Source organism: Streptomyces sp. NPDC051322 (assembly GCF_040689485.1).
Classification (GTDB): domain Bacteria; phylum Actinomycetota; class Actinomycetes; order Streptomycetales; family Streptomycetaceae; genus Streptomyces.
On record NZ_JBFBAK010000002.1, the window covers coordinates 763818 to 779122 of the forward strand.

Consider the following 15305-nt stretch of genomic DNA (forward strand, 5'->3'; position numbering starts at 1 on the left):
CGCACCCGCAGCTTGGCCTTGCGGCGGCATAGTGGGTCAGGCAACAGCCGACGCCGAGGGGACGAAGGACACCTCGAAGGACCGTACGGCGAGCAGTGCGTCCTGGTCGGCGGTGGCACGGGCCCGGACATAGCGGGCGGTGACACCGCCGGCGGGCTGGAAGGACACGTCCGCCGTTTTGTCGAAGGCGGTCAGGGGAGTCCAGTGCCGTCCGTCGGCGGAGTACTCGAGCTCGCCGTGCTCGATGATGTCCCCTGTGGCACCGGGGGCGCCCATGTCGAGACTGATCCGGCCCAGCGGACGCTCGGTACGCAGGTCCAGGCTCACGTAAGACCCCTTGGTCACGGGAGACTTGTTCCAGTACCACGTGGCGTCGTCACCGTCCGTCATACGGAGCGGGGTGTGGTCCTGGTGAGTGCGCATGTTGGTGGACGCCCGCGCGGGGAGGGGCAGACCGAGCGACCGGTCATCGGCGGCTTCGGCGTCCGCCACGAAGTTGTCCAGCGTGCCCTCGCCGACGACGGCGGGAACACGGTTGCCGTCGACGTCGGTGTAATGGTGTGAGCCTGCACGGTCGACGAGTCCCCTGAGGCTCCGGCGCAGGGTGCTTGCCTTTTCCAGCTGTCCGTGGCGCGCGGCCACGACCATGTCGAGCGCCGTCGCGTCGGCCCGGGCCCAGTCCTGCGCGGCATCCAGCCACGGCTGTGTGTCCCGGACGAACTGCTGGTCCGCGAGGTGCGCGCGCAGCACTCCGGGCGCAGTCCTCAGTTCCCGCAGTGCGCCGCGCAACGCTGCGGTGTCGCCGCGCTGCCAGAAGTTCCATATCGCCGAGTTGAGGTCGGGGCCCTGACCGGTGTCCAGGACGGAGTCGTAGGTGACGTCCGCCACCGCGCGCAACGCTTGCGCCACCGATCGGTTTCCCCCGGCGAGTCGGCCGAGGGCGGAGGACCAGGAGGACGCCGCGTGGTACGCGTCGTCGTTCCAGGCGAAGTCGGCGACCGTGGCGAGCGCGATCTTGGATGCCGACGGCTGGATCATCGGGTTGGCGACGATACCGGCGACGTGGGCCCCGAGGCCCTTCTCCCGGCCGGTGTAGGGCCCGAGCATCAGCCGGTCCGTCGCGTAGTCGTTGACCGGGTAGTTGTCCCAGAGCAGCACCTGGTGCCCGAACACGCGGCGTGCGGCGTCCGCCGTCGCGACGGTGACGGTGGGCGACACCACGTCGGTGCCCGTCCACTGCACGATGACGTCGGAGTCGAGATCGGTGGCTATCGCCTTCTTGTAGGGAGTGGAGGTCACGCCGGCGTACTCGGTCGGCACCATCTGCAGTGGCGCCGCCCCGTCGTGACCGGCGATGAACTCGCGGTCGACGCGGTTCAGGAGATACGACTGGGCTCTGCCCGCGGCTGCGGCACCCGCCCCGAACTTCGCTTCGTCCTGGGCGCAATTCCACTGGGTGTAGTTGACGTCGTCCAGCGGTACGACGAAGCGCCGGACCCCGATCTTCCACAAGGAGGTGAATTTGTCGGTCAGCGCCCGGAGATCGGCGTCCGAGCTGTAGCAGGCGGACAACCCGGGGGAGAGGGCATAAGTGAAGCCGACATGACGCTCCCGGGCCCTGTCGACCAACGCCTTGAGGTCGGCCAGTTCCTTCCGCGGGTAGGGATCCCGCCACTTGTCACGCAGGTACGGGTCGTTCTTCGGCGCGTAGGTGTAGGTGTTCATCTTGTGCTCGCCGTAGAAGTCGAGCTGGTCGAGTCTGCTGCTCTGCGACCACGGCGTGCCGTAGAAGCCCTCGATGACGCCGCGCGTGGATGTCGTCGGCCAGTCGTGCACGGCCACGCCCGGCACCCGGTTGCCCGCGTGTTCCCGGCGCGGGAGCAGCTGGCTCAGCGACTGGGCGGCGTAGTACATTCCCGCTCCGTCATTGCCCGCCAGCACGATCTCCCCGGCGGAATGGGCCGATCCGCCGCCCGCGGCCAGGATGTATCCCTCATGGTGCGAGGCTCCTGACCGGGCGACACCGAGGTCGCGCAGCGACGCTGTCACGCCCGAGTCGCCCGTGAGGCCGACGCGTACGGTCAGACGGCCCCTGCTGAGGTGACTGCCGATCTTCGCCGGCACCACATGATGCGCGCCGGCCGCCCGGAGTGCGGCCTCCGTGGCCCGTACCGCGGGTCCGTCCGCCGTCGGTCCGGTCACCAGCGAGACGCTTGACGTGACGGTGACGAAGTCGCGGCGCTGCTGCTCCTGCTGGGGCGTGGGGGAGATGCTGAGGTGTTTGCCGGTGGACGGCGGCTCGGCCGACCCCGAGGGGAGCAGGCCCACGGTCGTGCCGGCTACGAGCGCGAGGACGAGGCTGCTGCCCGCCAGTCGGGCACGCGGGCGGCATACGAGTCCTTTCCAGCGGTGCTCGCTCCGGTCTCCTCCCCCCGACGCCTCGGTCCGTCCGCTGTACGTCTCCTGCTGCGCTCGGGAGTCGTCGTCCTCGATCACAAGCTCTCCGTCCTCCGTCATCGACGAACCGGGTGTGGCTGCGTTCCCGCATGGGATCGATCCCATGCGGGAACGTAGCCACATCGGCCGGAGGCGTCAACGCATCTGTCGCAGAAGCCGGTCGTGGGACCGTTGACGCGTCCTCACCTGCCATGGCATCGTTCCCACATGGGATCGATGCCATGTGGCGCCGCGTGGCGCAGTGAGGAACGTCTGTGCAGTGCCATTGGATAGCCGACGATGTTTTCCGCTACGAGGACACCTGTCATGTGTATGTCCTCCGGTCCGGCGCCGCGGCGGTGCTGATCGACTTCGGCTCGGGGGGCGTCCTTGATCACCTGCCCGAGCTGGGCATCGACCGGATCACCGACATTCTCATCACGCACCATCACCGGGATCAGGTGCAGGGACTCTCCCGTGCCGCCGCGGCCGGCATCCGGGTCTGGGTGCCGCCGGTCGAACGCAATCTCATCGACGCCGTCGACGAACACTGGCGTACCCGCCCGCTCGACAACGACTACGACGTACGCCAGGACCGCTACTCCCTGCTGAATCAGGTGCCCGTCGCCGGCACCGTCGCCGAATACCGGACCACCCGGTACGGCGCCTTCGACATCCACACGGTCCCGCTGCCCGGGCACACCGTCGGTTCCGTCGGATACCTGCTCGACCTGGGCGGCCGGCGCCTGGCGTTCACCGGCGACCTGATCCACGGCGAGGGTCGGCTGTGGTCGCTGGCCGCCACCCAATGGGCCTACACCGGCTTTCACGAGAACGCCGGCATGGAGGGGGTGGCCGCGACCATCCTGTCCTGCATGCAACTGCTCCGGCAGGAGCCGGATGTGCTGCTCCCTTCGCACGGCGAAGCGGTCACCGACCCCCCCGCCTCGATCGCCCGGCTGCGTGAGCGGCTCCAGGAACTGCTCGACATGCGCCGCCGCACCCCGTGGAACCCCGACCGCATGCTGAACGAGCCCTGGAAGCACGTCACTCCGCACCTGCTGCGCAACACCACCAGCATGGCCCGCTCCTACGCCCTGCTCTCCCAGAGCGGCACAGCGTTGCTGTTCGACTTCGGCTTCGACCTGACCACCGGACTGCCCGGGGGACACGACCGTTCCTCCCGTCGTCCGCTCCTCGCGTCGATCGAGGCGCTGCACCGTGACCACGGCATCGACCGCGTCGAGGTCGCGCTGCCCACGCACTATCACGATGATCACGTGGCCGGATTCAACCTGCTGCGTGAGGTGCACGGCACGGAGATCTGGTCGCCCGACCACATCGCGGACGTTCTCTCCGCGCCCACCCGCTGGGACCTGCCGTGCCTGTGGTACGACCCCATCGCGGTCGACCGGGTGCTGCCCCAGGAGGGTCCGGTCCGCTGGCGCGAGTACGAGATCGGTGTGCACCACCTGCCCGGGCACACGCTGTACGCCGCCGCGTACTCCTTCACGGTGGACGGCCGCCGGGTCATCGCCACCGGGGACCAGCAGAACACCGTCTGGGACCCCGGCACGGCCGAGCCCGAACTGCTCAACTACCAGTACCGCAACCGCTTCCGGATCGACGACTTCGTGCGCAGCGCCGAGCTGTACCAGGTCCTCCGCCCGGAAGTGATGATCAGTGGGCACTGGCCCCCGTTCGATGTCACCGACGGCTATCTGGACATGCTGCTCACCGAAGGCACCCGGCTCGCCCGGCTGCACCGGGACATCCTGCCGCGCGACGTGGACTTCGAGGCCGAGGGCTTCGGAGCGCGGATTTCCCCGTACCGCAGCACCCCCGGTCCCGGCGGCACCGTCCGGATGACCGTCGAGGTGCGCAACCCCTTCCCGCAGCAGGAACAGGCCCTGCTCACTCTCGTCGTTCCCCCCGGATGGAGCGCCGAGCCCCTGGTACAGAAGCTGGACATCGACGGGCACCGCTGCGCCGAGACGGAGTTCCTGGTGCGGATACCGGCATCCGCGGCGCCGGCCGAGAGGCAGCGGGTGGCCGTGGACATGATGGTGGGCCGGATGGCCTTCGGCCAGCAGGCGGAGGCCCTGGTGAGTGTGCGATGAACCGTCCGACCGCCAAGCGGAGCACGGAGGGCGCGATCGAGGTGGAGGCGCCGGTCTGGCGGATGACCGTGGCCGCCGACGGCATGAGCGCCCTGCTGCGGGACACCGGACAGGGATCCCATCCCGTCGAGCTCCAAGTCGCGGGGGTACTGGACCGGGTCGACCGCACCGACGAGACGCTGGCCATCGATCCCCCCGTACTCGACACACGCGGCGAGCTGCCAGTCATCACCGTCCGCCGTCGCAGCAGCGCCTGGACCGGCGCTCTCACCCGGATCGAGTGCACCCCCGAAGGGCCCCGGATCGGCTTCGAGGTGACGGGGGAAGGAGCCCTGAGTCAGGTGCTCCCGCTGGCCGTGCGCGCCGCGCTCGGCGGGCGCGGCGGCGGACTGCGCCCCAGCGGTCACGCGTGGCAGACGCTCTTCACCCCCAACCCGGGGCCGCCGCGGCGGCTCAGCAGGGGAGCGGGGGAGAGCGCTGTCATCGGGGTGCACGGGGACGCGCGCCCCGGACGCGGCCACTGGTTCTTCACCCCGGCGCCGCTCTGTTTCGCCCTCACCGAGGACCGGTTGCCGGATGACGCGGCGCCCGAGGAGCACCCCGCCGGGCATCCGTGGTGGACGCTGTCGGTCGGCGCCCCCGTCGCCGAACTGACCTTCACCGAGCTGGCCTATGTGCCGTCGGACAGTGGCTTCCACCTGCGTTTCGCCTACGAGGGCCACACCCGGGTCGACGGTGTTCACCGCAGCCCCGCGGTCCTCGTCGCCCCCGGACACCGGGACCCGTACGCGGGGCTGAGCGCCCACCGGCGCTGGCTGGAGGCCCGTGGCTGGGCATCCGCGCCCCCGGCGGCCGGAGCCCAACAGCCGGCCTGGTGGACCGAGCCGATGTTCTGCGGATGGGGCGCCCAGATGGCCCGGGCCCGGGGCACCGGCCGGCCGGCGACCTCGCTCTCCAGCCGCGCCGAGTACGACACGCACCTGGCCCACCTGGAGGCGCACGGACTGGTGCCCGGCACGGTGGTCATCGACGACAGCTGGCAGCGCCACTACGGCCGGTGGCAGCCGGACGAGGAGAGGTGGCCCGGTCTGGCGGACTGGATCGCCGAGCGCCATGCCCGGGGACAGCGGGTGCTGCTGTGGTGGAAGGCGTGGTCCACCGACGGTGTGCCGGACGAGTTCTGCGTCCGTACCGCCGAAGGACGGCCGGTCGCCATCGACCCCGGGCACCCCGGCGCCCGCGCCCTGCTCGCCGAGAACATCCGCCACATGCTGTCGCCCGACGGCCTGGACGCCGATGGGCTGAAAATCGATTTCACCGCCGACACGCCGACCGGGGAGGGGCTGCGCGCGCACGGCGAAGCCTGGGGGATCGCGCTGCTGCATCAGCATCTCGGTGTCATCCACCGAGCGGCCAAGGCCGCCAAGGCCGACGCCCTCGTCGTGACCCACACTCCGCACCCGGCCTTCGCCGACGTCACCGACATGATCCGCCTCAACGACATGCTGCGTCTGGACGACCCCGACCCGTACGCCCCGATCGTGCCCCAGATGCGTCTGCGCGCCGCGGTCGCCGCGGCGGCCTGCCCGGGACTGCCGGTGGACACCGACGACTGGTGCGCACCCGATCGCGACCAGTGGCGGGCCTACACCGCGATGAAGGATCAACTGGGCGTCCCCGCCCTCTATGTGGCGACGCACCTCGACCGCACAGGTGAACCGCTGGAGGAGTTCGACTACGCTTCGCTGCGGCGACTGTGGTCCCGGTGGCGTGAGCGTGCCGGGGAAAGGGGCGGGGGAGCCTGATGGGCAAGGAAGAGGCCGGACCCGGCGGTCCCCGGGTCAGGCGCGCGCGGGCAACGCTGCGCGATGTCGCCGAGGCCGCCCAGACCTCCCGTTCCACTGCCTCCCGTGCGCTGGGCGGCCACGGCTATGTCGCGGAGCACATCAAGGTACGCGTACGCGAGGCCGCCGACCGGCTGGGTTACGTGCCGGACGCCTCGGCGCGGACCCTCAAGGGCAGTTCCAGCGGACTGGTCGGACTGCTCGTCTCCGACCTGCGCAACCAGTTCTACGCCGAACTGGCCGCCGGCGTGGAGCACACCCTGTCCGCTGCCGGGTACCAGGTGGTACTGGCCGACGACCACGGCGACGAGCACCGGGCCGTGAACGGAGCCCGGGCGTTCCTTGCCATGCGGGCGGACGGGGTGCTGCTCGCCCCGGTCGGCCGGGCCGCCACCGAGGTGCTCGTCGAGCACGGAACACCCGTAGTGGAGGTGGACCGCAGATCCGGTGTGCGGGGCTGCGACGTCGTGGCCATCGACAGCGAACACGGGGCCCGCATCGCGGTCGAGCATCTGATCGATCTCGGCCACCGGGAGATCGCCATGGTCGTGGACGAGACCAAGTGGGACACCGGCCGGGGGCGGCTCAAGGGGTATCGGGCCGCGTTGCGCGCGGCCGGGCTGCCCGCTTCGCGCCGGCACGTGCTCGATCTGGGCCTCGTGGAGTCGGGGCACGAGCGCGAGTTGGCCCGCTTCCTCGACGGCGGCACCGAAGTGACGGCTGTCTTCGCGGCCAACAACGTGGTCGCCGAGCTGATCTGGCAGGAACTCAAGCGACGTGGCAGCGATGTGCCCGAACGCTGCTCCGTGGTGTCGTTCGACGACCTCGGCTGGATGAGGATGGTCGAGCCGGGGATCACCGCGGTACGGCAACCGGTCTTCGAGATGGGCAACCGCGCCGCCGAACTGCTCCTGGGACGGGTCGGACGCGGCGGCGGTGGTCGGTCGGGAACCGAGGTTCTGCAGCCGGAACTGGTGGTCCGCGGCTCGACGGCGGCACCGAAGAGCTGACCCGCCGCACTCCCCGGCACCCCGGCGCGACGTGCGTTGCTGCCGGGACATACGCCTGCCCGAAAACGGGCGGCGGCGTGGCAGTTGCGGTGCCGGCGGACACCGTACGAGCCGTTCGGTAATACCCGAGCGAAACCGTTGACGGGCCCGGCCAACGTGGTTACGTTCTCATGTGGGATCGATGCCACACACCGGAACGAGTCGTTCCGCCCCTCCCCGGCCGCGTCCGCAGTGCCGGTCACCCGTGTAGCCAGCTGCTCAAAGGAGAGATCATGGCGGCACCACCCCGGCGAATCCGCCGGCAGACAACCCGCCGGAAGGCAAACCGCCGAAAGGCGATCCGCCGGAAGACAGTGGGACTTGTCTCGGGCTTCGCCCTGCTCCCGGTTCTGACCGGCTGCGGTGGTCTGAGCGTCACCGGTGGCGATCCCGACTCGTTCACCACCATGGGGTACGGCATGGGTGACGCCCTCGCCACCGACCGGATCGACACGGCCCGCGCCGCGCTCCCCGGCCTGCACATCAAGGTGAACGAAGGCGCCTTCGACCAGCAGCAGTTCCTCTCGGCCGTCGCCGCGGGCGACCCGCCGGACGTCGTGCACATGGACCGCGCACTGATCGGCGGATACGCCGCCAGGGGAGCGCTCATGCCGCTCACCGACTGCATCAGCCGCAAGCACATCGACACCGGCGACTACTACCGCACCGCCATCGACGAGGGCTCACTGGACGGTGTGGTCTACGCCCTGCCGGACTCCTACGACAGCCGCATCCTCCTGATGAACGACAAAGTCCTCAAGGAGAACGGCACCGATCCCGCCGACGTGACCACCTCCGACTGGTCCGCGCTGAAGAAGCTCACCCAGAAGTTGCAGCGCCATCACGGCGACAAGCTGACTCGCATCGGGTTCGACCCGAAGATCCCCGAGTTCTTCCCGCTGTGGGCGAAGGCCAACGGCGCGGACCTCATCAGCGCCGACGGGCGCACCGCGCAGCTGAACAGCCCCCGCGTGGTCGAGGCGCTCCGCTACGCGGTGGGGCTGATCGACGCACAGGGCGGCTGGGGCCGCTTCAAGGCGCTGCGCGATTCCTTCGACCAGTTCGGGGCCAAGAACCAGTTCGTACGCGGCCAGGTCGGCGTGTACCCGATGGAGGACTGGTACGTGAACGTTCTCGCCGGTACTTCTCCCCATATCGACCTGGGCACCGACACCTTCAAGGACCGCAAGGGCAAGATGCTCAACTGGACGTCCGGTTACGGCTGGGCCATCCCCAAGGGCTCCCCGCACGCCGCCGAGGCCTGCACCTTCGTCAAGACCATGACGGCCACCGACACCTGGGTGCACGCCGCGAAAGCCAAGGCGAAGCAGGTCCGGAAGACCGGCTCGCCCTACACGGGTGACGTCACCGGTAACGCGGTGGCCGACCGGATCATCGAGAAGGACGTGTGGAAGCCGACCGGCAACGCCGCGTTCGACAAGGCCACCCGTACCCTCTACGCCATTTCCAGGAAAGGCTTCACCGTCCCCTCCAATGCGGCCGGGAGCGAGTTCAAGGACGCCTGGCAGAACGCCGTGAACCGGGTCCTGTCGGGGGAACAGAGCCCCCAACAGGCGCTGGACCAGGGACAGCGCGAGGCGCAGAGCGCCCTCGACCTCGCCCATGAGGGTGAGAGGTGAGCGCCGTGACCACCACCGACACCCTGCGCGAGAACCGGGCAGGACGAGGCAGCGGGAGCCGGAGAAGGGCCTGGCGCCGACGCGAGACCTGGGCAGCCTACGGGTTCATCTCGCCCTGGATCATCGGCTTCCTGGTCTTCACGGCCGGCCCGATGATCGCCAGTCTGATCCTGTCCTTTACGAACTACGACGGCATAGGCGCCTCCCACACCGTGGGTCTTGCCAACTACCGGCACCTCTTCGAGGACCCGGCCGTTGCCAAGTCCCTCATGAACACGCTGATCTTCGCGGCTCTTCGGGTGCCGCTGTCCATGGCGGTGGCGCTGCTGCTCGCCATGCTGCTGCTCCGCGTCGGCCGCGCATCCGGCTTCTTCCGTACGGTCTTCTACCTGCCGGTGATGACCCCCTCGGTAGCCGTCGGCATCCTCTTCCTGCTGCTCTTCAACGGCAATGTCGGACTGATCAACCATGTCCTGGGCTGGTTCGGCATCAGCGGGCCCGCCTGGACCACGGACGGCCTGTGGGTCAAGCCCGGTCTCGTCCTCACCAGTCTCTGGTCCGTCGGCTCCACGGTGATCATCTATCTCGCCGCCCTGAAGAGTGTGCCCCGCGATCTCTACGAGGCGGCCGAACTCGACGGCGTGGGCCGCTGGAACGCCTTCCGGCACGTCACGTTCCCGCAGATCTCCGGGACCCTCTTCTTCACTCTGATCGTCAACACGATCGCTTCCCTGCAGACCTTCACGGAGGCCTACACAGCCTTCTTCGGCAGCTCCAACTCCCAGACGTACAGCAACGACGCGGCGCTCTTCTACGTCGTCTATCTCTTCCAGCAGGCCTTCCAGTACACGCACATGGGCTACGCCTCCGCCCTGGCCTGGCTGCTGTTCCTGGTGATCCTCATCATCACCATCGTCCAGACCAAGGTGAGCAAGCGGTTCGTCTACTACGAGGGGGATGAGCGATGACCCAGCTCTCCGTGCAGACCACGGACGTCCCGGCGGACGGTGCGGCCCCGCCCGTTCCGCCCGAAGCGGGGAAACGTCCCGCACGCCGTGCCGCCGACCCGCGTGGTCAGGCCGGGCCGGTGGGACGAGTCCTTCGCATACTCGGCCTGACCGTCGCCTCGGTCGTGTTCATCTATCCGTTCCTCTGGTTGATCAGCGCCTCGCTCAAGCCCTCCCAGGACGTTTTCGACAACGCGCTGATCCCGCACATCTGGCAGCTCAAGAACTACGTCGAGATCTGGCACGCCGTACCGCTGCTGACCTGGATCGGCAACAGCGTGGCGGTCACCCTGGCCGCCGCGGTGACGGTGACCGTGAGCAGCGCCGTCGTGGCCTTCGGCTTCGCGTACTTCCGCTTCCCCGGCCGTAACGTGCTCTTCGCCCTGGTGATCGGCACGATGATGCTGCCGTCCGTCGTCACCATGGTGCCGCAGTACCTGATCTGGAACTGGCTGCATCTGGCCAGTACCCAGATTCCGCTGTGGGCGCCGAACCTCTTCGGCAGCGCCTTCTACATCTTCCTGCTGCGGCAGTTCTTCCTCGGCCTGCCCCGGGAGCTGTTCGAGGCGGCCCGCATCGACGGCGCCAGTTACTGGACGATGTTCTGGCGCATCGCCGCGCCGTTGTGCCGCCCCGCCCTCATCGTCACCTTCATCTTCGAGGTGCAGGCGTCGTGGACGGACCTGGTGCGCCCGCTGATCTATCTGCGGGACCCCGACCTCTACACCGTTCCGCGCGGTCTCAAGGCCGTGCTCGACCAGTTCGGGGACGGCGGGGAGATGCGGTGGGAGGTCGTCTGCGCGGCCAGCGTGGTGGTCACCGTGCCCATGATCGTCGCCTTCTTCGTCTGCCAGCGGCACTTCACCGAAGGCATCGCCACCACAGGAAGCAAAGGTTGAGCAGGACATGAAGACGTACGACCACGGGGGAACCACCGGCCGAGCTGTCCTCGCACTCGACATCGGCGGTACGAAACTCGCTGCCGGCGTGGTGCGGGAGGACGGCACAGCCCTGTCCTTCGTCACCTGCCCCACCGAGGGGCAGGAGGGCCCCGACGCGGTCCTCGATCGGCTGTTCACTCTCGGAGCGAGCGCGCTGTCCGACGCCGGCATCGAAGCAGCCCGGGCCGACGGCCCGCTCATCGGCTGCGGCATCGGCTGCGGCGGGCCGCTCGATTCGGCCGCCGGGGTCCTGATCGCTCCACCGCATCTGCCCGGCTGGCTGAACATCCCCGTCACCGCGCTCGCTCAGGACGCTTACGGACTGCCTGCGGTCCTCGACAACGACGGCACAGCGGGCGCCGCGGGGGAGTGGCGGTTCGGTGCCGGGCGCGGCAGCCGCCACCTCGTCTACCTGACGGTCTCCACCGGTATCGGCGGCGGCGTCGTCATCGACGGACGCACCTATCGGGGGGCCGCGGGCAACGGAGGGGAACCGGGTCACGTCACGGTGCGCTCCGAGGGCCGCCGCTGCCGCGGCTGCGGCCGAACCGGCTGCCTCGAGGCGTACGCCTCGGGAACCTCGATCGCGGAACGGGCCCATGAGGCGATGCGCCACGCGGCCGAACGCGGTGAGAGCACCACCCTGGTCGCGGTCCCGCCACCCGCCGCGGCCGACGTCGCCCGTGCCGCCCGCGAGGGCGACAAGCTGGCGTCCCGGGTGTGGCACGAGACGGTGGACGCGCTCGCCGGCGGCCTCACTTCCATCATCAATCTGTGGGAGCCCGAAATCGTCGTGCTGGGCGGCGGCGTGCTCCGCTCGGGAGACCAGCTCCTGCTGCCGCTGCGGGAGAAGGTGGCGCAGCTGGCGATGGGCCCGGCCGCCGACGCCGCGCGGATCGTGCCCGCCGAGGCGGGCGATCTGGCCGGAGTACTGGGCGCCGCCGCCATCGCGTTCGAACGTCTGGCGGCCGACCCGTCGCGTCCCGGCATCTCCCCGGTGGCCACGGCACCCGCGACCCGGCCCGTCCCTCCGGTCACGGCCCGGCCGTCCGCGGGACCACACCCCCGCACCGCGCCCGTCTCCTAGACCCGCGATTCCCCGTACCTGTACCCGCACACCGCCTGGAGCCTCATGTCCGCCCCACCGACCGGCCGCTGCGCCCCCGCCGGTCAGCTCGCCGACCACCTGGCCGCCGCCGAGCGTCTGCACGAACTCCTGCCGGAACTCAACGCCGTAGGAGACCGCCTGATCGACGTCTACCGGACCGGCGGCCGGCTTTACACCTTCGGCAACGGAGGCAGCGCCGCCGACGCCCAGCATCTGGCCGGCGAGTTCATCGGACGATACCTGCGCGAACGGCGCCCGCTGCCGGCTGTCTCGCTGGTCACCGATCCCTCCGTGACGTCGTGCATCGGCAACGACTACTCCTACGACGAGGTCTTCGCCCGCCAGGTCCAAGCCCTGGTGACACCCGGCGACATGGTGGTCGGCTTCACCACATCGGGCCGGTCCGCCAACGTCATCCGCGGCCTGGCGGAAGCCCGCAAGGCGGGCGCCGTGACGGTGCTCTTCGTGGGCGGCGAACACGACGGCATGCCCGCTGCCCAGTACGCCGACCACATCCTGCCGGCCCCGGCCACCGCGACCGCGCGCATCCAGGAGATGCACCTCACGCTGCTCCACCTGCTCAGCGAGCAGGTCGACGCCTGGGCCGCCGACGGTCTCCTGCCGCCCGCATCCGAACCCGCACCCGACGACGTCCGGCAGGAGAACGCCGAATGACCACCCCGAACCCGGCCTCCCGCGACCGGACCCTGCACCTCGTGGGCAACGCCCACATCGACCCGGTCTGGCTGTGGCGCTGGCCCGAAGGGCTCCAGGAGATACGCGCCACTTTCCAGTCCGCGGTCGACCGTATGGAGGAGTACCCCGACTTCGTGTTCACCTGCGACTCCGTCATGTACCTGGAGTGGATCGAACGCCACGACCCCGATCTCTTCGAGACCATCCGCAAGCGCGCCGCCGAAGGCCGCTGGCAGATGGTCGGGGGCTGGTGGATCGAGCCCGACTGCAACATCCCGTCCGGCGAGTCCTTCGTACGCCAGGGCCTGTACGGGCAGCGGTATCTGCTGGAGAAGTTCGGCGCCGCCGCCACGGTGGGCTGCAACCTCGACCCGTTCGGCCACAACGCGATGATCCCGCAGCTGCTCCGCAAGGCGGGCATGGACAGTTACGTCTTCCTGCGCCCCGGTCCGCACGAACAGGTGCTGCCCGGCCAGTTCTTCCACTGGGAGGCGCCCGACGGCTCGCGCGTCATGGCGTACCGGCTGCCCAACGAGTACTGCACGCCGGGCAAGGACATCGGCAACCACCTCGACAAGTCGCTGGCAATCATGCCGCCGGGCGAACCCGAGCTGATGGTCTTCTACGGCGTCGGCAACCACGGCGGTGGCCCCACCAAGGCCAACCTCGACTCCATCCGCCGCCTCGACGGGCTGGGCGGCCTGCCCACCCTCGAACTCAGCCACCCCGAGCAGTTCTTCCGGCGGATACGCGACAACGAGAACGTGCCCGTGCACGCCGGTGAGCTGCAGCACCACGGCCCGGGCTGCTACTCCGCGCACTCCGGGGTGAAGTCGTGGAACCGCAGGGCCGAGAACGAACTGCAGCGCGCGGAGAAGTGGGCGGCCGTCGCCGCGACCGTGGCTCAGGAGGCGTACCCGGCCGAGCAACTGTCGGAGGCGTGGAAGCTGGTGCTGTTCAACCAGTTCCACGACATCCTCGCCGGCACCTCGATCCGGTCCGCCTACGAGGACGCCCGCGACGAGTACGGCCGGGCCCGCTCCCTCGCGGCCGAGGTGTTCAATCGCGCCGTGCAGGCCGTCGCCCGTCGTATCGACATCCCGCTCCGGGACGGCACGGTTCCGCTGGTCGTCTTCAACCCGCACCCCTGGCCGCTGGAATCCGACGTGGAGGCCGAGTTCACCCGGGCGAGCGAGGTGCGTCTGACGGACGAGAACGGCGAGCACGTGCCCGTCCAGCTGACCCGTTCCGAGTCGACGCTGGCGGGTGCCCGAGGCCGGATCGCCTTCCGCGCGAGCGTCCCGCCGCTCGGTCACCGCGTCTATCACCTGCTTCCCGGCGCCGACCCGCGCCGCGAGGGCCCGGTCACCGCCACCGGCACCACACTGGAGAACGAGTACCTGCGCCTGGAGGTCGACCCCGCCACCGGCTGGCTCAGCTCGCTGCGTGACAAGGCGTCCGGCGCCGAACTGCTCCCCGCGTCTCCCGGACCGCACGCGGTCGTCATCGAGGACAACAGCGACACCTGGGGCCACCGCATCCGTGCCTACGACAAGGCAGTGGGTTCCTTCGCCGCCACCCGCGTCCGCCTGGTGGAGTCCGGCCCGGTGCGTGCCGTGCTCCGTATCGAGAGCACCCACGGCCGCTCCGAAATGGCCGAGGAGCTGGTCCTCTCGGCGGGGTCCCGGCAGGTCGAGGTCCGCACCGTCATCGACTGGCACGAAAGGCTGAAGCTGCTCAAACTGCGCTTCCCGACGGCGCTCACCGACGTCACGGCCACCCATGAGATCCCCTACGGCCACCTGGAACGCACCCCGGACGGTACCGAGGAGCCCACCCAGGCATGGGTCGACGTCACCGGCAGCCTGCCCGGCGGCGCCCGCGCCGGGCTCACCGTCCTCAACGACAGCAAGCACGGCCACGACGTGCTGGGCGGCGAGATCGGCATGACCGCGCTGCGCAGTCCCGTCTACGCCTGGCACGAGCCCCAGACCCTGGACGAGGACGGGGTCTACGAGTACCTCGACCAGGGCCGCCAGGAGTTCCGCTATCTGCTGCTGCCGCACGGAGCGGACTGGCGCGAGGCCGACCCGGCGCGACGTGCGGCCGAGCTCAACCAGCCGGCGTTCGCCCTGCTGGAAACGTTCCATCCGGGGCCCATCGGACAGTGCGAGACATACGCCGACGACGGCTCGGGCAGTGTGCTGGTCACCGTCGTCAAGGGCGACGAGGACGGCTCCGGCGACCTCATGGTGCGCGCCTACGAGTCACAGGGCCGGGCCGCCGACGCACGGATCGCCCTGCCGATGCTCGGTGACCGGGTGATCGAGGGGCGCTTCGGGCCCTGCGAGATCAAGACGTTCCGGGTGCCGCGCGACCCGCAGGCAGCTGTCGTGGAGACCGACCTGCTGGAACTGCCCCTGAAGCAGCCGGACATCACGGCGAAGAGCGGAGCCTGAGCGTG

10 protein-coding genes are annotated in these 15305 nt (G+C 69.7%); 9 read left to right on the plus strand and 1 reads right to left on the minus strand.

Annotated features, from left to right (window positions below; all coding sequences use genetic code 11):
• Nucleotides 1–36 precede the first annotated feature (36 nt).
• Nucleotides 37–2517 (minus strand): beta-N-acetylglucosaminidase domain-containing protein, encoded by a 2481-nt coding sequence (locus AB0436_RS07585; RefSeq protein ID WP_366466768.1) that lies wholly within the window; start codon nt 2515–2517, stop codon nt 37–39.
• A gap of 194 nt (nt 2518–2711) precedes the next feature.
• Here AB0436_RS07585 and AB0436_RS07590 point away from each other — a divergent pair, with 194 nt between their 5' ends.
• From AB0436_RS07590 to AB0436_RS07630, 9 genes are all read left to right on the plus strand, one after another.
• Nucleotides 2712–4556: an MBL fold metallo-hydrolase gene (locus AB0436_RS07590; RefSeq protein WP_366466769.1), complete on the plus strand. Its 1845-nt coding sequence runs from the start codon at nt 2712–2714 to the stop codon at nt 4554–4556.
• Complete coding sequence (locus AB0436_RS07595; protein WP_366466770.1) at nt 4553–6361, plus strand: hypothetical protein; 1809 nt, start codon at nt 4553–4555, stop codon at nt 6359–6361. Before AB0436_RS07590 ends, AB0436_RS07595 begins: the two co-directional genes overlap by 4 nt.
• A complete protein-coding gene (locus AB0436_RS07600) occupies nt 6361–7410 on the plus strand; it encodes a LacI family DNA-binding transcriptional regulator (RefSeq protein WP_366466771.1) in 1050 nt (349 codons plus the stop codon). The genes AB0436_RS07595 and AB0436_RS07600 overlap by 1 nt, the downstream gene beginning before the upstream one ends.
• A 353-nt stretch (nt 7411–7763) precedes the next feature.
• On the plus strand, nt 7764–9089 hold the full coding sequence (locus AB0436_RS07605) for an extracellular solute-binding protein (protein WP_366466772.1): 1326 nt from the start codon (nt 7764–7766) through the stop codon (nt 9087–9089).
• A gap of 5 nt (nt 9090–9094) precedes the next feature.
• Nucleotides 9095–10057 carry a sugar ABC transporter permease gene (locus AB0436_RS07610; RefSeq protein WP_366466773.1) on the plus strand — a complete coding sequence of 321 codons (963 nt, stop codon included), beginning with the start codon at nt 9095–9097 and terminating at the stop codon, nt 10055–10057.
• Entirely contained in the window at nt 10054–10995 is a 942-nt protein-coding gene (locus AB0436_RS07615; protein ID WP_366466774.1) for a carbohydrate ABC transporter permease, read from the plus strand. The genes AB0436_RS07610 and AB0436_RS07615 overlap by 4 nt, the downstream gene beginning before the upstream one ends.
• 7 nt (nt 10996–11002) lie before the next feature.
• Nucleotides 11003–12124 carry an ROK family protein gene (locus AB0436_RS07620; protein WP_366466775.1) on the plus strand — a complete coding sequence of 374 codons (1122 nt, stop codon included), beginning with the start codon at nt 11003–11005 and terminating at the stop codon, nt 12122–12124.
• A gap of 45 nt (nt 12125–12169) precedes the next feature.
• On the plus strand, nt 12170–12820 hold the full coding sequence (locus tag AB0436_RS07625) for an SIS domain-containing protein (RefSeq protein ID WP_366466776.1): 651 nt from the start codon (nt 12170–12172) through the stop codon (nt 12818–12820).
• On the plus strand, nt 12817–15300 hold the full coding sequence (locus tag AB0436_RS07630) for a glycoside hydrolase family 38 C-terminal domain-containing protein (protein WP_366466777.1): 2484 nt from the start codon (nt 12817–12819) through the stop codon (nt 15298–15300). Before AB0436_RS07625 ends, AB0436_RS07630 begins: the two co-directional genes overlap by 4 nt.
• Nucleotides 15301–15305 lie beyond the last annotated feature (5 nt).

Bases quoted from the DNA above. Each gene is read 5' to 3' on its own strand.
- AB0436_RS07585 (WP_366466768.1), bottom strand. From the start codon at position 2,517: ATGACGGAGGACGGAGAGCTTGTGATCGAGGACGACGACTCCCGAGCG.
- AB0436_RS07595 (WP_366466770.1), top strand. From the start codon at position 4,553: ATGAACCGTCCGACCGCCAAGCGGAGCACGGAGGGCGCGATCGAGGTG.
- AB0436_RS07600 (WP_366466771.1), top strand. From the start codon at position 6,361: ATGGGCAAGGAAGAGGCCGGACCCGGCGGTCCCCGGGTCAGGCGCGCG.
- AB0436_RS07615 (WP_366466774.1), top strand. From the start codon at position 10,054: ATGACCCAGCTCTCCGTGCAGACCACGGACGTCCCGGCGGACGGTGCG.
- AB0436_RS07620 (WP_366466775.1), top strand. From the start codon at position 11,003: ATGAAGACGTACGACCACGGGGGAACCACCGGCCGAGCTGTCCTCGCA.
- AB0436_RS07625 (WP_366466776.1), top strand. From the start codon at position 12,170: ATGTCCGCCCCACCGACCGGCCGCTGCGCCCCCGCCGGTCAGCTCGCC.
- AB0436_RS07630 (WP_366466777.1), top strand. From the start codon at position 12,817: ATGACCACCCCGAACCCGGCCTCCCGCGACCGGACCCTGCACCTCGTG.